This window comes from Pectobacterium odoriferum, from assembly GCF_009931295.1.
In the GTDB taxonomy this organism is placed as follows: domain Bacteria; phylum Pseudomonadota; class Gammaproteobacteria; order Enterobacterales; family Enterobacteriaceae; genus Pectobacterium; species Pectobacterium odoriferum.
Genome location: NZ_CP034938.1, coordinates 1,275,894 through 1,295,732, shown reverse-complemented (window position 1 = coordinate 1,295,732; position 19,839 = coordinate 1,275,894). Strand labels below are relative to the sequence as shown.

Annotated in this window: 17 protein-coding genes; 10 read left to right on the top strand and 7 right to left on the bottom strand. The window is 51.8% G+C overall.

The genetic code is table 11. The annotated features are described in order from the left end of the window. Positions 1 to 12 precede the first annotated feature (12 nt). Together EO763_RS05770 and EO763_RS05765 are read left to right on the top strand one after the other, a co-directional pair. Positions 13 to 2,151, top strand: coding sequence for a type I secretion system permease/ATPase (locus tag EO763_RS05770; protein ID WP_161528371.1), 2,139 nt, complete (start codon positions 13 to 15; stop codon positions 2,149 to 2,151). Between the two features lie 10 nt (positions 2,152 to 2,161). After that, positions 2,162 to 3,331, top strand: coding sequence for an HlyD family type I secretion periplasmic adaptor subunit (locus EO763_RS05765; RefSeq protein ID WP_161528370.1), 1,170 nt, complete (start codon positions 2,162 to 2,164; stop codon positions 3,329 to 3,331). A 90-nt stretch (positions 3,332 to 3,421) separates the two neighbouring features. Here the strand turns inward: EO763_RS05765 and EO763_RS05760 are convergent, their stop codons facing one another. Continuing rightward, entirely contained in the window at positions 3,422 to 4,630 is a 1,209-nt protein-coding gene (locus EO763_RS05760) for a glycoside hydrolase family 28 protein (RefSeq protein WP_161528369.1), read from the bottom strand. Positions 4,631 to 5,223: 593 nt separating this feature from the next. Here EO763_RS05760 and pelI point away from each other — a divergent pair. After that, the gene (pelI, locus tag EO763_RS05755) at positions 5,224 to 6,267 is read left to right on the top strand and encodes a pectate lyase PelI (RefSeq protein WP_161528368.1); all 1,044 of its coding nucleotides are present in this window, start codon (positions 5,224 to 5,226) and stop codon (positions 6,265 to 6,267) included. Positions 6,268 to 6,502: 235 nt separating this feature from the next. Here pelI and uxuA read toward each other — a convergent pair whose 3' ends face one another. Next, the gene (uxuA, locus tag EO763_RS05750; protein WP_161528367.1) at positions 6,503 to 7,690 is read right to left on the bottom strand and encodes a mannonate dehydratase; all 1,188 of its coding nucleotides are present in this window, start codon (positions 7,688 to 7,690) and stop codon (positions 6,503 to 6,505) included. A 287-nt stretch (positions 7,691 to 7,977) separates the two neighbouring features. Continuing rightward, entirely contained in the window at positions 7,978 to 8,712 is a 735-nt protein-coding gene (locus tag EO763_RS05745; protein ID WP_161528366.1) for an FCD domain-containing protein, read from the bottom strand. 210 nt (positions 8,713 to 8,922) lie between these two features. Here EO763_RS05745 and EO763_RS05740 point away from each other — a divergent pair, with 210 nt between their 5' ends. The 6 genes from EO763_RS05740 to EO763_RS05715 all read left to right on the top strand — a co-directional run bounded on the left by EO763_RS05740 (position 8,923) and on the right by EO763_RS05715 (position 14,260). Then, complete coding sequence (locus EO763_RS05740) at positions 8,923 to 10,116, top strand: alpha/beta hydrolase (protein WP_161528365.1); 1,194 nt, start codon at positions 8,923 to 8,925, stop codon at positions 10,114 to 10,116. 210 nt (positions 10,117 to 10,326) lie between these two features. Beyond that, positions 10,327 to 11,571 (top strand): SpoIIE family protein phosphatase, encoded by a 1,245-nt coding sequence (locus tag EO763_RS05735; protein ID WP_161528364.1) that lies wholly within the window; start codon positions 10,327 to 10,329, stop codon positions 11,569 to 11,571. A 13-nt stretch (positions 11,572 to 11,584) separates the two neighbouring features. Next, on the top strand, positions 11,585 to 12,139 hold the full coding sequence (locus EO763_RS05730) for a SiaB family protein kinase (RefSeq protein ID WP_080726780.1): 555 nt from the start codon (positions 11,585 to 11,587) through the stop codon (positions 12,137 to 12,139). 1 nt (position 12,140) lies between these two features. Continuing rightward, positions 12,141 to 12,593, top strand: coding sequence for a DUF1987 domain-containing protein (locus EO763_RS05725; protein ID WP_161528363.1), 453 nt, complete (start codon positions 12,141 to 12,143; stop codon positions 12,591 to 12,593). Beyond that, positions 12,580 to 13,287, top strand: a complete 708-nt coding sequence (locus tag EO763_RS05720; RefSeq protein ID WP_161528362.1) for a GGDEF domain-containing protein — start codon at positions 12,580 to 12,582, stop codon at positions 13,285 to 13,287. Before EO763_RS05725 ends, EO763_RS05720 begins: the two co-directional genes overlap by 14 nt. A 79-nt stretch (positions 13,288 to 13,366) precedes the next feature. Continuing rightward, entirely contained in the window at positions 13,367 to 14,260 is an 894-nt protein-coding gene (locus EO763_RS05715) for a LysR family transcriptional regulator (protein ID WP_161528361.1), read from the top strand. Here EO763_RS05715 and EO763_RS05710 read toward each other — a convergent pair. The 4 genes from EO763_RS05710 to EO763_RS05695 all read right to left on the bottom strand — a co-directional run bounded on the left by EO763_RS05710 (position 14,257) and on the right by EO763_RS05695 (position 18,779). Next, on the bottom strand, positions 14,257 to 14,982 hold the full coding sequence (locus EO763_RS05710) for a sulfite exporter TauE/SafE family protein (RefSeq protein WP_208851988.1): 726 nt from the start codon (positions 14,980 to 14,982) through the stop codon (positions 14,257 to 14,259). The genes EO763_RS05715 and EO763_RS05710 overlap by 4 nt on opposite strands. Positions 14,983 to 15,471: 489 nt before the next feature. Beyond that, a complete protein-coding gene (gene mltB, locus EO763_RS05705; RefSeq protein WP_161528360.1) occupies positions 15,472 to 16,557 on the bottom strand; it encodes a lytic murein transglycosylase B in 1,086 nt (361 codons plus the stop codon). A 137-nt stretch (positions 16,558 to 16,694) separates the two neighbouring features. After that, positions 16,695 to 17,036 (bottom strand): zinc ribbon domain-containing protein YjdM, encoded by a 342-nt coding sequence (locus tag EO763_RS05700; RefSeq protein WP_010296489.1) that lies wholly within the window; start codon positions 17,034 to 17,036, stop codon positions 16,695 to 16,697. Positions 17,037 to 17,156: 120 nt separating this feature from the next. After that, the gene (locus EO763_RS05695) at positions 17,157 to 18,779 is read right to left on the bottom strand and encodes an EAL domain-containing protein (protein WP_161528359.1); all 1,623 of its coding nucleotides are present in this window, start codon (positions 18,777 to 18,779) and stop codon (positions 17,157 to 17,159) included. Positions 18,780 to 19,155: 376 nt separating this feature from the next. On the opposite strand from EO763_RS05695, the gene EO763_RS05690 reads away from it, so the two are divergent. Then, positions 19,156 to 19,785, top strand: coding sequence for a glutathione S-transferase family protein (locus EO763_RS05690; RefSeq protein ID WP_161530347.1), 630 nt, complete (start codon positions 19,156 to 19,158; stop codon positions 19,783 to 19,785). Positions 19,786 to 19,839: the final 54 nt, after the last annotated feature.

Below are 19,839 nucleotides of genomic sequence, written 5' to 3'. Positions count from 1 at the left end.
GCAGGAATATCAATGACACAAGTCACCCAAACTGAAGTCTGGATTGCCGCGATGGCTCGCGCCGCCGCCCACTATGGACAGGTGGTGGATACCCAGTCGGTACGCCAGCAAATGCGCTGGTACGAACAGCAGCCGATTGCCCGCCAGTTAGAACAAATCAGCCACCTGATGGGATTGAGCATCAGCCTGCGACACACGGAGAAACTCCGCTGGCGTAACCAGATCTTACCGGTATTGGCGGAAACCGATGACGGCGGCGTCATCGTCATCGAATCATTGAATGATGAAGGCATTGCCACCTACTGGCTGAATGACGGCGGCGACCTTCAACGCGAAGCCGAACTGGCTGAGCTCATCAAACACAGTCAGGGGATTATCGTGCTGGTCGGCATCGCGGAACGCGGCCGCGATACCCGCATCGATGATTTCGTCAAACCATACCGTAAGCACTGGTTCTGGCAACACTTTCGCGGTGCCAAACGACAGATCGGGGAAATCTCTCTGGCGTCTATCGTGGGTAACGTTCTGGCGCTGGGGGGAATTCTGTTCTCCATGCAGGTATATGACCGCGTGATTCCGGCGCAGTCGATCCCCACCCTGTGGGTGCTGTTTTTCGGCGTGCTGCTGGCCGCCGCATTAGAGTACGCCATTCGTTTGTCACGCACCGTTGTCTCCGATTTGATGGGCAAAAGCATCGACCTGAACGTATCAGGCATGCTGTTCGCCCGCGCGCTGGCGATAAAAAATGAGGCTCGGCCAAAATCTACCGGCTCGTTTATTTCTCAGTTGCGGGAAATCGATCAGGTGCGTGAACTGCTGACCTCAACGACCGTCGGGGCAGCCGCTGACATGCCGTTCGTCTTGCTGTTTCTCGGCATCATGGCGATGATCGGCGGCCCGCTGGTGTTTATTCCCATGCTGGCGATCCCGCTGATTGTGATCCCCGGCCTGATGCTGCAATGGCCGATGGCGAAACTCGCCAAAGAAGGGATGCGTGAAAGCGCATTGCGCAATGCGGTGCTGGTCGAATCCATCGAAGGGATCGAAGATATCAAGGCGTTGCAGGCCGAACCCTACTTCCAACGCCAGTGGGAGCAAACTCACGAAGTCAGCGCCGCCATTGGGATGAAGCAGCGCGTGTGGGGAGCACGGCTCAGCGGCTGGGCATCGACTGTCCAACAGCTCACCTATGCTGGCATGCTGGTCTTCGGCTGCTATCTGGTGATGGCGGGCGATATCACCACCGGTACGCTCGTGGCCTGTAGCCTGCTTTCCTCACGCACCATCGCCCCGCTCATGCAGCTCACGATGGTGTTTTCCCGCTGGCAGCATGCGAAAACCGCGATGACTGGGTTGGATGACCTCCTGCAAAAACCGCTGGATCGGCCGGAAGACAGCAAAATGGCACACTGCCCGATCCTTCAGGGGCACTTCCAACTGCACAACGTGCAATACAGCTACGACCCCGAAAAAGGCGATACCGCCTTGCAGATCGGCAAACTGGAGATCAAACCGGGCGAAAAAGTGGCGCTGCTGGGTAAGGTCGGTGCGGGTAAATCCACCCTGCTCAAGCTGCTTGCCAATCAGGCGACCGCGACGCGCGGCAAGGTCATTATTGATGGCGTCGATATCAGCCAGATCGATCCGGCGGATGTCCGCCGCCAACTAGGCTTCCTGTCACAGGAATCACGCCTGTTCTTCGGCAGCCTGCGGCAAAACCTGATGCTCGGCAATCCACACGCCACCGAACAGGAGTTGTTGCAGGCACTGCGCATTAGCGGCGCGCTCAGCCTGATCCAACAGGATGCCTCCAGTCTGGATCGCATCATTCATGAAGGTGGCCGCGGTTTATCCGGCGGACAGCGGCAGATGATTCTGCTCAGCAGGATGCTGCTACGTAACCCCCAGATTGTACTGCTGGATGAACCCACCGCCTCGATGGATGAACAGTTGGAAAGCCACGTGATCCACCAATTAAGCAGTTGGCTCACGGGCCGCACGCTGGTGCTGGTGACACACCGTCCGGCGCTGCTCAAGCTCGTTGACCGCGTGGTCGTCATGGATGGGGGACGCATCGTGGCAGATGGCCCGCGTGACCAGATTTTGAAGGCGGTCAGCAAACCGGCAGATACCGCACAGAGCGTGGCGTAAGGGGAACACAATGAGTAGCATCACGATCCATGATGACCTGAAACGCCAGGGTCGACGCGTATCCGTTATTATCTGGCTCAGCCTACTGGGGCTGATCGTGTTTTTTATCTGGGCCACCTTCGCCGTGCTGGATGAGGTTTCCGTCGGGAGCGGCAAAGTCACGCCATCGACCCGCGCGCAGGTGATTGAAAGCCTCGATGGCGGGATTATCGGCCAGATCTATGTGCAACAAGGTAACGTCGTCGAGAAGGGGCAGGTGCTGGCGCAGTTGGACATCAACCGCTTCCAGTCCGTCTACGGCGAAGCTTTCTCCCGCGTGCAGACGCTGCGGGCGTCCGCCGAACGTCTGCACGCCGAGCTCAGCGGCGCACCGCTAACATTCAGCGCGGAAACCATGAAGGAACCCGCGCTGGCCGCACGCGAACGTCAGCTGTACGAATCACGCTTACGCAATCGCGATGAAACGGTCGCCAACCTGCAACAGTCTATGCGGCTGGTGGAACAAGAACTGCGGATGACGGAGCCGCTGGTACAGCGCGGTGCCGCCAGCGCCGTCGAGGTGATCCGGTTACGCCGCCAGATTAGCGAAATCCGCGGCAAAATCGACGAAGCCAACAACCAATACGCTGTACGGGCGCGGGAAGAACAGGTCAAAAACAACGCCGATCTAGAAGCGCAGATGGAAGTGGTCAGCGGGAAAGCCGATCAGCTCAAGCGCGCCACCATCACGTCACCGGTACGCGGGATTGTGAAAGACATTCAGGTAACAACCGTTGGCGGCGTGCTGCAACCGGGCGGCAAGTTGATGGAGATCGTGCCGCTGGAAGACCAATTGCTGATCGAAACGCGCATCAACCCACGCGATATTGCCTATATCCGGCCGGGTTTGCCCGCTACGGTAAAAATCACCGCCTATGATTCTTCCATCTACGGCAATTTAACGGGCGAAGTCGAAAGCGTGTCACCCGATACCCTTCAGGACGAAGTCAGGCGCGATCAGTTTTATTATCGAATCTATGTGCGCACCACGCAGGCGGAGCTGACCAACAAAGCCGGGGAAAAATTCCCCATCGTGCCCGGTATGGTCGCCAGCGTGGAGATAAAAACCGGCCAAAAAAGCGTGCTGGACTATCTGATTAAACCACTGAATAAGGTCAATGAAGCGCTGCGTGAGCGTTAAACTCTCGCACGTAACAACGAGTGCACAAACAGCAGCGCCGCACGGGATAACCGTGCGGCGCTGTCATGACAGAACGATTTCGTCACTGCGTTATTTCTTAACGTTGACGTTCTTGATTTGCCATGTGCTGTCGCTCGTCAGTTTGACGTTCTTCATCGTCACTTCTATCGGCTTTTTCGCATTCTCGCCGTTCAGCACCACCACACCTTTGGTTTGAGACGTAATATCCTTAAACGTAATATCGCTCCAGTCAGGAACATTACTTCCCTCTTTTTTCTCATATACCGTGTCAATCACGATCGGTTTCGCCACGTTCTTCATGACTACGTTGCTATACCGAACACCATTGACAACGCCGGCTGCTGATTTGTCGCTTTTAATACGTAAGCCATTCGTGGTGCCAGTCATAACCAGATCATCGACCGTCACGTTATAAACTCCCATCGTTTCGCTACCGATCGACATGCCATGTCCCGTTCCAAATTCATTATGCAAAATGGAAATATTGCGTGTCTCAGAACGCCCTTTATAGGCTTTGATCGCCACATTATCGTCGCCCGTCGAAATATTACTGTGGGCAATGGTGATGTTCTTTGACGACATCGGATCGATACCATCGGTGTTTCTGGCGGTGGACGGCGTTTTGATCGTGGTTTTCCATGCGGTAAAACCATCACCATCGCTGAACACGACGTGGAAATTCGGGGAGTTGATTAAGGAAACGTTATACAGCGTGAAGTTCTTGCTCTTATTAATCTGAATCAGCCGGGGGGTATTCTGTTTCAGCTTTTTCACTTTGGCATCGGCGGCCAGATCCCACCAGCTTACTTTTTTATCCTGAAGCTTCACGCCCCCCTGCCCATCAATGGTGCCCGGCCCATAGATTCCGCTATTCGTCGTGCTTATGGCGGTAATAAATGCATCGCAGCCTTTGCCATTCTTATCGACCACGCCACAGGATGAGGGCGCATTTTCAAAAGACTTGGCGTTATTCACAGCCCGCAGCGTCACCCCTTTGTCGATTAATAAGCTCACGCCAGAAGGTAGAGAAAGCGGACCGCTCAGAAAAATGGATGAACTCCCTGCGCTCAGCTTTACCGCTTTTCCTTGCCCGCAATTATTCAACGCTTTTTGAATTGTACTCGTGGCCGTACTACTGTCCGCTTTCAGTACCGTACAAGAAGACGGTGCTTTCGGTTCACTCACCGTTCGAGAATCAGAAGCAAATGCCGATGCGCTAAACAAACCGATAAGACCCAGTGATAATGATAAAACTCGCTTGCTTGATTGATATTCCATGTCAAACCTTACCTTATAAGCATCCACAATTTTTCCATCCCAAAAAGGCATTACGCTTTCATTTTTCTTAATAAGAAAAATAAAACGCCTTTATAGAAACTAAAAAATTGTCACACATGCCTATGTAGATTAATGAAAAGTCCATTTACATAAAATTATTCCAATGCTTATTCGGAAAGCATCCAACTTTACGCATGGTGAAAATATCACCAGGAAATTAAATGAAACATCAACGAAACGTGGAAACAAAACGAATCCAGTCATGCGCAGAGGCCAGCGGGTGGTAAGCTTTTCTCCTCTTCACAGCATTCATTCATTTTTCTTATTTTTAATAAGAAACCCCATAACATTTATCAATTTGATAAAAAATTATTAAATAAAAAATAATAAATAAATAATAAAATTAAATATAAAATAATCACAGGCTAAATTAAATAATCTGATTAACCTCAATAAAATCGCCGAATTATTATTCATTTCATATTCCCTGCTATTATTCTCTGCTATATAATCCTTCCCGATGCGCAAGGACTCCCTCTTTATTTGGAATAAATAAAGAGAAAAATATCCGTTTAATTTACAAGGAAAAACACATGTTTAAGTATTTAACACCGATATTTTTATGCACCGCTGTTATTTCTTTTCAGGCTCAGGCTGATGACACCATGCTGATGCTGCTGAAAAAAGATAATGCTACCTATTTAAGCTGGTCTACCGATGCAGGCAACGTTGTTCGCCAGGATGTGTATCGCAGCACTAGTAGTGCTCAGGCTGGCAGCGAAAAAATCGCAGAGCTCAACTCCACAGACAGAACCTTTACCGATTTAACCGCCAATCCACAGTCAGACTATTGGTATTGGGTGGATACCGTTAGCGGCAATAAGAGTGTCCTGAAATCTAATGCCGCCTCAACGGCACCAGCACCATTGCGTGCAGCGCCGCTTAAGGCAGCAAGCCCTGAATGTAAAGCCGGCGCGGTAATCAAAAACAAATCTGTCGACTGCGGTGGGATTACTCTGGGTCTGAGCTGTAGCGGTGACAGTGATAAGCAACCTCCTGTTATCACTCTGGAAAACGCGAGTATCAAGAACCTGCGCATCTCGGCAAAAGGCGGTTCTGATGGCATCCACTGCGCAAGCGGCGACTGCCGTATTGAAAACGTGATCTGGGAAGACATCTGTGAAGATGCAGCAACCAACAACGGCAAAACCATGACCATCGTCGGCGGTGTGGCACATAACACCACCAATGGCCCTGGCGGTAAGCCGGACAAAGTGCTGCAACAGAATGCCAAAAACAGCCACACGATCGTTCAAGGTAACTTCACCCTGACCGGTCAACACGGCAAACTGTGGCGTTCTTGCGGTGACTGCACCAACAACGGCGGCCCACGTAACCTCACCATCATCAGCGCAACCGTTAACGGTACCATCGACAGCATCGCTGGCGTAAACCGTAACTTTGGCGATGTCGCTGACATCCGCGATTTGCGTATTAAAGGCTACAAAGAAGGTAAACCGCCGGTATGTGAAGAGTTTAACGGTGTAGAAAAAGGGAAAGGAAAGTCCGATAAATACGGAGAATTCTGGGATACCAAGAACTGCAAAGTCAGCCGTTCAAACGTTAAAGCCCTGTAATTCTGCCAGCAGAATTCACACCTATCCTCTAAATAACTCGAGTTTCAGGCAGGCGGCAAGAGAAAGAATCCCGATGAGCTTACTCAAGTAAGTGATTCGGGTGACTGAACGCAGCCAACGCACATGCAACTTGAAGTATGACGAGTATAAATTAATACCTCCTCTGGGGTCCTGACGCATCCATCTTCAACAGACCGTGCTATCAAGCACGGTCTGTTTCATTTCATCATCCTTGCTACAATTCGGTAAACAGCATGCGCTTCAGCGCCAGCTCGACACCACGTAGTTCTGCCAGCCCTTTCAAGCGCCCGATTGCCGAGTAGCCGGGGTTGGTTTTCTTTTTCAGATCGTCCAGCATCTGATGCCCGTGATCTGGCCGCATCGGGATCGGACGGCGATCGCCCGCCTTCTGACGCCGCAATTCTTCCGCCAAAATGGCCTTGATAATCGCCACCATATCCACATCCCCCTGCAAATGCGCCCCTTCATGGAACGAGTTGGGATTGTCTTCCCGACAGGTGGCACGCAGGTGGGTGAAATGCACGCGATCGCCAAACGTTTCCAGCATCGTCACCAGATCGTTATCGGCACGTACCCCGTACGATCCTGTGCAGAAGGTAAAGCCGTTATGAAGGCTATCGACCGTCTGTTTCAGCCAGCGCATGTCGTCAATCGTGGACATCACGCGCGGCAGCCCAAGGATCGGACGCGGTGGATCGTCTGGGTGAATGGCAAGGCGAAGGCCGACAGCCTCCGCAACGGGCACAATCTCACGGAGGAAATGCCCAAGGTGCTCACGGAGTTTCGCATGGTCGATACCATCATATTCCGCCAGACGGCCACGGAATTGCTCCAGCGTATAGCCCTCTTCGGAGCCCGGCAGTCCGGCGATAATGTTGCCCGTCAGGCGCGCGATATCCTCTTCGCTCATCGCACGGAAGTAGTCGGCAGCCTGTGCCTGTTCATCCGCCGTATAATCTTTTTCAGCACCATGACGCTGTAAAATATGCAGTTCAAAGGCCGCAAAGGCGATATGATCGAAACGCAGCGCCTTTGCGCCATCCGGCAGTACATATTCCAGATCGGTTCGCGTCCAGTCCAGCACGGGCATGAAGTTATAGCACACCGTATCAATCCCGCACTGCGCCAGGTTACGCAGTGATTGCTGATAATTGGCAATATGCTGTTGATAATTCCCCGTCTGCGTTTTGATCTCTTCATGAACCGGCACGCTTTCTACTACCGACCACACCAGCCCTTTCGCCTTCAATTCGGCTTTGCGCTTTTCAATCTCTTCAATCGACCAGATTTCGCCATTCGGGATGTGGTGCAACGCCGTCACCACGCCGGTCGCACCTGCTTGCCGCACATCATCCAGTGAGACAGGATCGTTCGGGCCGTACCAACGCCAGGTTTGTTCCATACTGAGTTACCTTTTTTCGCCAAGTGAGGGAGTTGTTTTCGTCACTTTCTTTCATCAATAAATAAGGAAAAGCCTACCTCACCGACACAGGCTGTCAAACGAAACTCACGAATTGATTGACCAATTACACAAAAAACCCGAACTTTGGACTAACATCATGCGTAATCAGGCTGAAATCGTGAGGAGAAAAGTCAGAAACGGATTATTTGGTCTGATATCTTTTTTCTCCGTACACCAATGCGATGCCGGAGAGAAAAGTTACACAGGAAGGGAAACGCAGGGGGGAATCAGGATTCCAGACGCGAAGGAACGGACTCGAACAGGTAGCCGTCGAAGGCCGGATCGTCCACGTTCGAGATTTCCAGCAGTTTAATTTTTACGTTTTCCAGATGCTGCCACATTGCCTGACGCGCCATGTTCACATCACGACGAGACACGGCACGCAGGATTTTTTCATGATCGTCCAGCCACTGGCGCTGATAGCTGAAATCATCGGTATGGGAGTGAATGCCCTGCCACATTGGGCTGCGTTTACGCGCCTGCCACACCTCATACACCATATTGGCTAAGACGCTGTTTTGGGTAGACTGCGCTAGCAGGCAATGGAATTGTTCATCGGCGCTTTCATCCACGCTGCCGTTCTCAAGCGACGTCCGTTCTTGTTCAATGGCCTGCCGCATTTTCACGATGTCGCTCTTGGTCGCCTGCATCGCGGCAAACGCCGCGACTTCGCTTTCCAGCAGTTGGCGCGCCTGCATCAGCTCGAAGGGGCCATAGCCGCTGTCTACCACGCTGTCTTTTCCCTGTGCGGTCGGAAGCTGCATGACATAAACGCCAGAGCCTTTACGCACCTCAATCAGCTTTTCCAGCTCCAGCATGATCAGGGCTTCACGCACCACGCTACGGCTGACGTTGTAGGTTTCAGCAATATCACGCTCGGGAGGCAAGCGGTCGCCAATCTGATAGTTTCCCTTCAGAATTTCCGCGCGAAGATTGTCGCCAATCTGCTGATATAAACGCATACCGCCATCCCTTTATTCAACATCGGCCATCATAATATTGGCCTGACCAAAAGACAGAAAAAACGCCCAATTTGTCTGAAGTATACCATGAAGCCTTGTAACGCAGCACGTTGAGCAATCTGCATGATAAATAATTTCAGATATAGTGTTGTTGAAACGCCATATCCCATTAGCGATCAGACTGATGTTGCCAGCAGGCAAGGAGCATAAATGACAATAGACGTATTCCGGTTCGTTTCGTGGACAGGCTGGCAACGGGGAGTGGCAGGTTTTTTCGCCATCATCGGCGTATTTTTCATGGTGGGATGTAATAGCAATCCGCGCGACATCACGCCATTAGGGCAAACGTCATTCGAGCGTTACCAGCAAGACACCACGCGCTGGGTAGAACAGCATCGCGCCTTCCAGACCACGGATAAACAGTTGGAATTACGTTGGAATACGCCGAATGAAGCCCGCCCCATCGGCCAGCCACGTAAAGCGATTTTGCTGGTGCACGGGCTGGGTGACTCGCCGGGTTCATTCACCGACGTGACACCACAATTGGTCGAACAAGGCTTTCTGGTCAGAACCGTGTTGCTACCAGGTCATGGCACCCGCCCCTCCGATCTGTTGCACGTCACCGTCGACGACTGGCGCAACGTGGTTGCCGAGCAGGCTGCCATCCTCAGCAAAGAGGTCGATGAAGTTTACCTGGGCGGCTTTTCCACTGGGGGAAATCTGGTACTGGAATACGCCCTACAACACCCTGAAATCAAAGGGCTGGTACTGTTCTCCCCCGCGATTAAATCCAACGAAAAATACGCCTTCATGGCACCGGTATTATCCGTGTTTACCGACTGGCTGATGCCGCCGCGCCCCGGCTATCCCCAGCAGTTGGCAACCCGCTATATGCGAGTGCCGACCAACGGCTTCGCCCAATATTATTATTCCAGCAGCAGCGTGCGCTCACAGCTCGCCAAAAGGCCTTATGACAAGCCGGTGTTAATCGTGCTGGCGGAGCATGATTCCGTCGTTGATACGGATTATGTTGTCAACGCATTCGATAAGCAGTTTACCAACCCGCGCAGCCGCCTGATCTGGTATGGCGATCGCCCTGCCGGTATCCATTCTTCGCGCGTGTTGGTGCGGACAGGTTCACTACCCGACTGGCGTATCAGTCAGTTCTCGCACATGTCGCTCCTGTTTTCGCCAGAGAATAAGGAATACGGCAAAACCGGTGCGATCGTCATCTGTGCCAACGGCCAACCCCTGAACGACCTGAAGCTCTGTCAGGATCGCAGCACGCTGTGGTATTCCGACTGGGGATACGTGGAAAATGGCAAAACCCATGTACGCCTGACGTTTAACCCGTATTTCGACTGGCAAAATCAAATCATGGCCAACGTACTGAACGCGCAATAGCACGAGTCCCCTAAATAATTCGAGTGCAGGACAAAACGTTAACGTTTTGAATAACGCGAAGCGTTAGCCCTTTAGGGCGAGGCCCACGACGGGCCGAGTATTTAAGGGAAGCCAACGCACCTGCGGCTTGAAGTATGACGGGAGCTGTCATCATTTGGTCATCAAGGGCGGGTATTTTGACTTAAAGATAAATACGCCCAAAGATTAACCATGACCGCCATGCCTGTTCCTTGCGCCCGACCACTCCTCCGGGGTACACCGGTGGCGCGAGATCTTTGCATTCCCCTGCCGGATGTTTCTCCTAACACCGACAACGCCACCGTGTTGCAATTATTCAGTAAGAATAAAGAGTGGGTCAGCCTGCCTGTTGTGGAGGATGGACGCCCTTTCGGCTTAATCAACCGCCATATTTTTCTCTCGCAGATGTCCCGGCCTTTTTATCGCGAACTGTACGACAAAAAGAGCTGCATCGCGTTTATGGATAAAAACCCGCTGATTGTCGATGCGCTGTCGTCGTTGAACGACGTTGCCGATCAAACGGTGATTACTGGTGATAAATCGCTGACGGACGGCTTTATGATCACCGAGAACGGGCGTTATATCGGTATCGGATTAGGCATCGATCTGATCAAGGCCGTCTCCGATATGCACCTGCGCCAGCATCAACAAATCATGCAAAGCATCGAATATGCCAGCGTGATTCAGACAGCGATGCTGACGACGTCAACACAGGCGATGTCCCGAACGCTAGCCGACTGGTGTTTAGCCTGGGAACCGCGAGACTGTGTCGGCGGCGACTGTTATGCCTTTAAAACCTACCAGAACGGCTGGCTTGCCGCCGTCGCGGACTGTACTGGGCATGGTGTACCCGGCGCATTTATGACGCTGATTTTCTCTTCCGCGCTGGAACAGGCGCTGACACAGTACGGCCCGATGCTGCCAGCGCAGTTATTACAGGCAATCAACCGTCACATCAAAGATACGCTGGGGCAGCGTGACGAAGCGCGTCAGCTTTCCACCTCTAACGACGGCTGTGACGCGATGCTGGTGTTCTGCGATATGACGCGAAACACGCTGACGTTTTCCGGTGCGCGCATGCCCGCCTTCATGCTGCACCGCCAGACCGGACAGCTGACGCCACTCCAGTGCGATCGTATGGGAGTCGGCTATACCGAAACACCTTATGACTATCAGTGGTCGAGCTATGAATTGCCGCTTCATGATAACGATATGTTTTTCACCACCACGGATGGCTTGACGGATCAAATCGGTGGGGAACGCCGGATTATGTTTGGTAAACGTCGCCTACAGGAGTACCTCCAGCACCATCAACACCAGCCGATGCGCGAACTGGCTAACCAGCTCCTGTCGGCACACAAAATCTACCAGGGCGATCAGACCCGGCGAGACGATTTAACATTTTGGGGCTTCCGACATTGTTCGACTTTTGTTTAATCAGGCAGACAGAATGATGCCAAACATCAAATACACCGAGTTTTTTTTACCCTCACATCAGCATGACATCACGCTGTATTACGTGGGCTATTTTTCACAAAACATCATCAGTTCACTGGCCGAGACCATGCGGCTACAGCTGGAGAAAAAGCAGCTTCCTGCTGGCATTCGCCGCCGACTGTTCTCTACGTTCGTCGAAATGGTGCAGAACATTACTCGCTATTCCGCTGCACCGTTAACGGCTCTCGATCAGCCCGTCGAAGTCCGTCATGGCTCCGTGTGTCTGGGTTACGAAAATGGGAAATACTTCCTGTTGTGTGCCAACCCGATACACCCCGACGATGTCGAGACGCTGCGGGGACGTCTTGAACCGCTGCGCGGTATGACACTTGATGAAATCCGACTCGCCTACAAAGTCTCTCTGCGTGATGAAACCCCGTCATCAAGCAAAGGCGCGGATATGGGGCTATTGACCGTCGCGCGTGATGCCAGTGAGCCACTCCAGTTTACGTTTCGGGCCGATGCATCAACGGGGCTATCTACGTTTTATCTGAAGGCAATCATTTAACATGAAAAATATAACGACCCTAAGCAACCTCCATATTTCGGGGACATCCTGTACCCCGACGGTTGATTTTCACTTTGACACACACCGTCTTTATCTTTCTGGCGAATCTTATCCTGAGAATGCGGCAGCGTTTTATCGCCCACTGCTCACAGAGGTTCAGGCATATCTGCACGCGTTGACGACCCATGCCACATCGATACCGCCGGATGAGGCAGTGCCGAACATCGAAATACACGTCTCCCTGATTTACTTCAACAGCTCCAGTACCAAGATGCTGTTCAGTTTATTCAATCTGCTTAACCAGGCTGCGGAACAGGCGCTATCGATTGCGCTGTATTGGTATTACGACAAAGACGACGACATTGCGGAAGAATTTGGTGAAGAGCTTCACATCGATTTCCCCGCCCTGACCTTTCACAGCACGATTTTGAGTGATAACCATGAGCACAATTGAATTGTTTACACCGGAATACGACATTCTGCTCGCCGCGCGCAACATCGCTAATCAGCAGGAGAGGCCAGCAGAAGTCTATCGCGACACGCTGCTGGCGTTAACCGACCACTATCAGCGTCTGGTACGCGAGTCGCACCGTCTGATTTCACGCAGCGACCGGGCGGAGAAAGAGCTGAACCGTCTGAACGCGCAGCTCAATCAACTGGCGGTCGAGCTGGAGTACAAAGCCAGCCACGATCCGCTGACCAGTGTGTATAACCGCGGGGCGATTATTGAACGCATCAACCACGCGCTGGAACGCAATCAGGCGGCGCTCATCGTGCTGGATATCGATCATTTCAAGCAGGTGAATGATACCTATGGTCACCCGACGGGTGACGCCGTGATCTGCGATCTGGTGTCACGCGTGCAACAGGTTCTGAATACCACGAGCAGCATCGGTCGCGTCGGCGGTGAAGAGTTCACCATCCTGCTGGAAGAACATACGCTCATGCAGGCCGTCTCGCTCGCCAGCCGTCTTCATCAGGATCTCAACAAAATGCCGCTCAGCGTGCTGCCACAACAGCGCGTCACCGCCAGCTTTGGCGTCAGTTGGGCACCGCAGAAAACCCGTTTCGATGCCCTTTACGGTGCCGCAGATGCCGCGCTCTATCAGGCCAAGGAAAAAGGCAGAAATAGAGTGGAGTTTCAGTAAGTCGCCGCTCGGGCGATTGCCGTCGCCCTGACTCACGACCATAATAGTGGATATCGGCTCCTCCGAGACAAACTCCCCTATGCGATTCGATTTAACCGATCTCCGGCTGTTTCTCAATATTCAGAAATCAGGCAGTATTACCGGTGGCGCAGCGGCGTCCAGCCTGACGGTGCAGGCTGCCAGTGAGCGAATCCGAGGAATGGAAGATGAACTTGGCGTACCGCTGCTGCTGCGCTCAAGGGCGGGCGTCTCGCTCACCGATGCCGGCTTTTCGCTGGCGCACCATGCCCACATTATCCTGCGTCAGGTCGAACATATGCGCAGCGAATTACACCAGTACAGCAAAGGGCTGCGCGGCCATATTCCGCTGCTGTGCAACTCAGCGGCGCTGAATGAATATTTGCCTGCCCTGCTGGGTCGCTATCTGGTGGTCTGCCCGCAGATATCCGTCGCGGTAAATGAAAAACTCAGCCGCGATATCGTCAGCGCTGTCCGTAATCAAACTGCCGATCTCGGTATTGTGGCCGATTCCGTGCCGCTCGACGGGCTGGAAACGCGCCCGTTCCGCCGCGATGAGCTGGTCGTTGTGGTTCCCCGAACCAGCATGTGGTCTGACGCACAGCAGCTCAGCTTTTCCGCCATTGCCGATGCCGCATTTATCGGGCTTAGCGAAGGCGCGGCCTTGCAGGAACACATCGACGAGCACGCAAGAAGGCTGGGGAAACGCCTGAATTACCGCGTGCGCCTTGCCAGCTTCGATGCCGTCACGCAGGTGATTCACAGCGGTATCGGCATTGGCATTCTTCCGCGACATGCCGCACAGCGCATGATGGCGCAGTTGGCGATTCACACGATCCCGCTGTCAGACGACTGGGCGACACGCAATCTGGTCATCTGCGCCCGCCAGTTTTCCGCACTGCCCGGCTATGTTCAGGATTTCGTCGCTTTTATTGCAGAAGAGAATGCGGCTTAAAGCAGCCCGCGCGCAGCCATATACCCGCCCAGCGCCACCAGCCCGATGAAGAAACAGCGCCGAAAAACCGGTTCGCTAATCGCGTGGCGCAGGCGTTGCCCCATCATCATGCCCAGCAGCGCGGGAATCAGTGCCAGCATCGACTGCCAGAGATCGATGCCCTGTAGCCCGATTCCCTGCATCAGCTGTAGCGCCAACCCCAACGTAGAAACGGTAAACGCCAGCCCCAGCGCCTGCACCAGATCATTTTTATTGAGCCGCAGGCATTGCAGATAAGGCACGGCGGGAATCACAAAGACGCCCGTTGCCGCCGTGATAGCCCCCGTGATGTAACCCACCAGCGGCGACAGCCAGCTCTCATGACGGCCCGGCTGCGGCAACGTCGTCGCCATGATTCCCCACAGACCGTAAATCACCAAAATGCCGCCGAGCGCTGCGCTCGTCCATGACGATGACGAGGTGAGCGCTGGCAAACCATTCCAAAACGTCCCGATAATGATTCCGACAAACAGCGTCCAAAACCGTTTAATCAGGCTGAGAAAGGCGGGGCCGCAGGCGAGCTGCCAGATGTTGGTCACCAGCGAAGGAACTATCAAAAGCCCCGCCGCACTGGCGGCGGGCATCGCCAGCGTTAACAAGCCCATCGCGATCGTCGGCAATCCCAAGCCAATCACGCCTTTCACCACACCAGCCAGCAGGAACACCACCATCATCGTCGTCATTTATCGCCTCGGTTTGCTGCACCATAGGAAAACCCCTATGCAGGAATAGTCCAATGAGGTCGCTGCTGGTGTCTATGCGGATTGTATTGAGGGTGATTCAGGAAAAATTGGAGGCAAAGGGAAGGTTAGTCGAAGTGAGATTTCGCATCGCATGCGATGCGGCGACTGCTCATGGGGTTGTCGTTATCTGGCGTAAAAAATTATGCAGCGGTGGGCGTGACCGCCGAGTGAGCGACAGGACGTCGCGAAAGCCAGTGCCGCGTAGGGAACGCGTCACTGGCGGCTCGGTTAGCGGTCACGAATGCCGATGGCACCGCGCAGCGGCATAATTTATGCCAGAAGCCTGGGTTCGCAGGGCGGCGGCGACTGAGCGCCCTGCGTCGGGCGCGTATACGGTATAGCATATGAATAGCAGCGTTATGGCGCACGAAACTGTCTCTGCGTCTACATTGAAAATATGACGAAGAGACAGCCTGTAAAGGGAAAAGCTTAATAGCTCTGATTCTGTCGAGCGCGGCCTACAGCCTCACCCAGTTGCCATACAGCCATTGCGTAGTGCGTGCTGTGGTTGTAGCGCGTGATGGTGTAGAAGTTCGGCAGTCCGTACCAGTATTGGTAACCCGTGCCGATGTCCAGTCGCAGCAGGCTAGCTTCACTGTATCCCGCCAGAGAATGCTGTGGAGTCAGACCCGCAGCCTGTAGCTCAGTGAGCGAGTAGCGGGTATTAAAACCGTTCGGGAGCAGCGGCGCCTGACCGTTTGCCAGCACCGCGACAGGTGCACCCTTCACCCACCCGTGTGCTTTGAAATAATTGGCTACGCTGCCAATCGCATCCACTGGATCCCACAGGTTGGTATGTCCGTTACCATCAAAATCCACGGCGTAGTTCTTGAAGGATGACGGCATAAACTGCCCATAGCCCATCGCACCAGCGTAAGAGCCGCGCAGGCTAAGCGGATCGTTGCCTTCTTTACGCGCCATCAGCAGGAAGGTTTCCAGCTCGCCCGCAAAGTAATCGGCACGTCGCGGGTAGTCAAACGCCAGCGTTGCCAACGCATCAATGATGCGCGTTTTCCCCATGACCCTGCCCCAACGGGTTTCAACGCCAATAATGCCGACGATGATCTCAGGCGGGACACCGTAAATGTTCTGGGCGCGCTGTAGCGCATCCTGATATTGATTCCAGAACGCCACACCGTTCTGCACGTTGTCTGGCGTAATAAACTGATTACGGTAGCGGTTCCAGGCACCGTTCGGCCCTGAAGGCGGGCGCGATGTCGGGGCTTGTTTATCCATCAGACGGATCACCCAATCCAGACTTTTCGCCTGAACCAGCACATCATGCAGTTGCTGGCGATTAAAGCCGTGCTCCAGCACCATTTTATCGACAAACCGCGCGGTAGCCGGGTTGGTCGCAAAATCACCGCCTAGCGGATGGACATTGTGTGCGGGTTCAAGCAGGAAGCCACCTTTAAAAGGATTACCTGAAGGTGCATCTGCGGGAGGAAGGGCCGGCTGACTGCTACAGGCCGAGAGCAAAACGAGCAGAGGGAGAAAACGAACCAAATGACGCATCAGTATCCGTATAGCCAAGTAAGAAATTAATACAGACTATGGTAAAGGATTGTCTGATGTGAAAAAACCAGCCAGAGGTGAAAAAATGCAGCGCGCCGATCAAATAGAAGACCGACGCGTATGTCATCACACCCGAATCAGTTTTTCTTCACAAACTCGGACTTCAGCTTCATCGGGCCGAAACCGTCGATCTTACAATCAATATTGTGATCGCCTTCCACCAAACGAATGCCCTTCACACGGGTGCCGATTTTCAGCGGTGTCGAGCTGCCTTTGACTTTCAGGTCTTTAATGACCGTTACCGTATCGCCGTCCGCCAGCAGGTTGCCGTTGGCATCTTTCACCACTAAACCGTCATCCTGCGCTGGCGCATCGCCTGCTGCCGACCACTCATTTCCGCATTCAGGGCAGTTAAGCATCTCGCCTTCTTGCCAGGTATATTCAGAACTGCATTTCGGACAATGGGGTAACTGTTGCATGATAAACTCCTGAAAAATTCACAATAAAAAAGTAATAAATATCATTAGGTAACTCCCCTATTTTCGATATTTTACCCCTTTATGCACATTTTTGATAGTGAAGCCAAGTTTATCGTGACTTTACGGCCCTTCTGCCGCTGTTTCATCTCTTGCCGCCAGAAACGCTATTAATGCTTCTTGCGTTAGCGCTTTGGAATACAGCCAGCCCTGGGCATAGGCGACGCCAAGGCTTTTCAGATAGGCTTCCTGGGCAGGAGTCTCAATCCCTTCGGCAACGATATTCAGATTAAGGCAATGTGCCATGCTGACAATATGAGAAAGCACAATATCAGTCGGAGAATGGTCACTAATATTCCCAACAAAGGACTTGTCGATTTTAAGCTTATTGGCTTTTACCCGCTCAAGATACGATAGCCCGGAATAGCCGGTACCAAAATCATCAATGGCGACATCAATGCCTTTTTGTTGATATAACTCCACCATCGGTGCCGCTTTCTGGGGTTCAATCATGGATGATTCGGTTAATTCGACATTAACATTGGCACCCTCGAGTTCATATACAGCAACCTGCTCCACGAGATAATTGAAAACAGACATGTCCTCAAATTCGGCCGCCTCAAGATTGATGGAGACAAACATGTCAGGGTCACTTTCTTTCAGTACGCTGGCTGTTTGTAGCGCCTCATTAATGACGAACAAGGTTAACTCTTTCATCAACCCAACCTGACGAATCATGGGAATAAAAGAGTCTGGCGTAATCAGGTGACCATCCGAATGACGCCAGCGTATCAGCGCTTCACATCCCACGACCTGAGCGGTATCCAATTTAATAATCGGCTGATAATGCAATTCAAACTCTTTTTGCTCCAGCGCCTGATTGAGAACATAGCGCGGGCTTTGAATGGTCAGAAATTTTCTGGAGATAACCTCTGGCAGCATCAGGGAAATCAACATAAAAATAGGCAACGCAGAGAAAAAAATCGTTAGGTAGAATGAAAATTTCGCAGGTTTATCCGCCCTGACCACCAAAGCAAGATCGCTATTCGGTAGTGGTTCCAGGACATAATATTTATCGTCAATATAAAATCTATCGGGGTTATTTTCCCCAGTGGTCAAACGAGAATATATATTCCCACTCATCAAATCGGACAGAATAACCCGCCCATCCTGCTTATTTTTCTCCAGTAATGCGTATTGGATATTATAGCTATAGGAGGGAACATCCAGAAATGAACGTGGATTTAGCACCACAAGATGACGCGTTGCGCCGACATAAATCATCGGCTTATTTTTATTCAGCGGATTTTCAATTTTATACCAGATGTCATAGACGTCTTTATAGAGAAAATCGGGGACTGGAAGAAATATAGAATATATTTCACTCAGCATCGAAGAACAACGCGGCCGATTCCCATCGATATATATCACATCTTGGATATAATCATTGTCGTAAGCAATTTTACGCAATAAATCTAGATGCGGATTATCACAATAAGGTGGGAACTTTTTTTCTAAAATATCGAGTGCGGAGGTCGCCTGTAGAATGATTTTTCCGGCATGTTCAACCGTGACTGTAGAAAAATCATCCACTTCCCGTTCAAACTGCCTGAGCGAAAATGTCGAGTAAACCGTAAGCACTAAAGCAAAAAGCGCAACCAAAGTAAAAAACAGACTGGAGGATAATAAAAAAAAGCTTTTCTTAAAATAGAGCGTTTGAAAATAGGCTAGCAGGCTTTTTTTCATGGGAGCGACGCATCATCATTATGAGAAATCCAACATAGCACACAACACTTCCCAGTCATGTAGCATTACCTCAAATAATTCTGATGTTAAAGCATCGATAACTGTCAGATTATGCGCATCCTCTCAGGCAAAGATACACGTCGCCCCCGTATCAGGCCAGCCGATGCGCGTGGTGCGGTAGCCGCAGGTCATGTTTTTGTCCATCATTCATGGCCGCCATTATCTCATAAAAATATTTATGTCCCCTCAAAAATAGCCTTGTTGGCCGTGAACCACCGGAACCGCTACTCTGCCTGTATGACATGGAACCCATATAGGCGGAGGGAACCACATCATGGCGACTCGCACGATCCATCAGAATTTAAGGAAAAATAATATGGGATTAACATTGCATCATCTTAATAATTCACGGTCTATTCGTATCCTCTGGTTGCTTGAAGAAGCGGGGATACCTTATGAACTGGTCAGATACCAGCGGGATGAAAAAACGCATTTAGCACCAGCCTCATTAAGAACGATACACCCTTTGGGTAAATCGCCGTTGATTGAAGAAGATGGCAAGATCATCGCAGAATCCGGCGCTATCGTTGAATACCTGATCAATCGCCATGCCAAACATCTGGCTCCAGATGTAAGCGAGGCCGAATACATTGATTATCTTCAGTGGATACACTTTGCGGAAAGCTCCGCCATGCTGCCGGTGTTATTGAAGATCTTTGGCGAGTTTGAAAAGAATACAGGCACCACGCTGAATTTCCTTGAAGGCTACGCCGACAACGAATTCGAGAAAATCTTTTCATTTTTAGACGATATGCTGTCTGCAAAGGAATTTATCGTGGGCAATAAATTGAGCGGTGCGGATATTATGCTGGGCTTCGTTATTAATACCGTCGTAGAACGACTCGTTCCTAGAGAACGATTCCCGAACATTCAACGCTATTCAAAGTGCCTAAAAAACCTACCCAGTTGGCGGAAAGTTCAGGACATTGAATCACGCACAGAATAAATCCTCAGCGCGAGGCATCACTTATTTAATAGATAGACTTGCGAGCCGCCTCGC

Excerpts from the sequence above, each read along its gene's own strand:
- EO763_RS05770 (WP_161528371.1), top strand. The coding sequence starts at position 13 with ATGACACAAGTCACCCAAACTGAAGTCTGGATTGCCGCGATGGCTCGC.
- EO763_RS05765 (WP_161528370.1), top strand. The coding sequence starts at position 2,162 with ATGAGTAGCATCACGATCCATGATGACCTGAAACGCCAGGGTCGACGC.
- EO763_RS05760 (WP_161528369.1), bottom strand. The coding sequence starts at position 4,630 with ATGGAATATCAATCAAGCAAGCGAGTTTTATCATTATCACTGGGTCTT.
- pelI (WP_161528368.1), top strand. The coding sequence starts at position 5,224 with ATGTTTAAGTATTTAACACCGATATTTTTATGCACCGCTGTTATTTCT.
- uxuA (WP_161528367.1), bottom strand. The coding sequence starts at position 7,690 with ATGGAACAAACCTGGCGTTGGTACGGCCCGAACGATCCTGTCTCACTG.
- EO763_RS05745 (WP_161528366.1), bottom strand. The coding sequence starts at position 8,712 with ATGCGTTTATATCAGCAGATTGGCGACAATCTTCGCGCGGAAATTCTG.
- EO763_RS05740 (WP_161528365.1), top strand. The coding sequence starts at position 8,923 with ATGACAATAGACGTATTCCGGTTCGTTTCGTGGACAGGCTGGCAACGG.
- EO763_RS05735 (WP_161528364.1), top strand. The coding sequence starts at position 10,327 with ATGACCGCCATGCCTGTTCCTTGCGCCCGACCACTCCTCCGGGGTACA.
- EO763_RS05730 (WP_080726780.1), top strand. The coding sequence starts at position 11,585 with ATGATGCCAAACATCAAATACACCGAGTTTTTTTTACCCTCACATCAG.
- EO763_RS05725 (WP_161528363.1), top strand. The coding sequence starts at position 12,141 with ATGAAAAATATAACGACCCTAAGCAACCTCCATATTTCGGGGACATCC.
- EO763_RS05720 (WP_161528362.1), top strand. The coding sequence starts at position 12,580 with ATGAGCACAATTGAATTGTTTACACCGGAATACGACATTCTGCTCGCC.
- EO763_RS05715 (WP_161528361.1), top strand. The coding sequence starts at position 13,367 with ATGCGATTCGATTTAACCGATCTCCGGCTGTTTCTCAATATTCAGAAA.
- EO763_RS05710 (WP_208851988.1), bottom strand. The coding sequence starts at position 14,982 with ATGACGACGATGATGGTGGTGTTCCTGCTGGCTGGTGTGGTGAAAGGC.
- mltB (WP_161528360.1), bottom strand. The coding sequence starts at position 16,557 with ATGCGTCATTTGGTTCGTTTTCTCCCTCTGCTCGTTTTGCTCTCGGCC.
- EO763_RS05700 (WP_010296489.1), bottom strand. The coding sequence starts at position 17,036 with ATGCAACAGTTACCCCATTGTCCGAAATGCAGTTCTGAATATACCTGG.
- EO763_RS05695 (WP_161528359.1), bottom strand. The coding sequence starts at position 18,779 with ATGAAAAAAAGCCTGCTAGCCTATTTTCAAACGCTCTATTTTAAGAAA.
- EO763_RS05690 (WP_161530347.1), top strand. The coding sequence starts at position 19,156 with ATGGGATTAACATTGCATCATCTTAATAATTCACGGTCTATTCGTATC.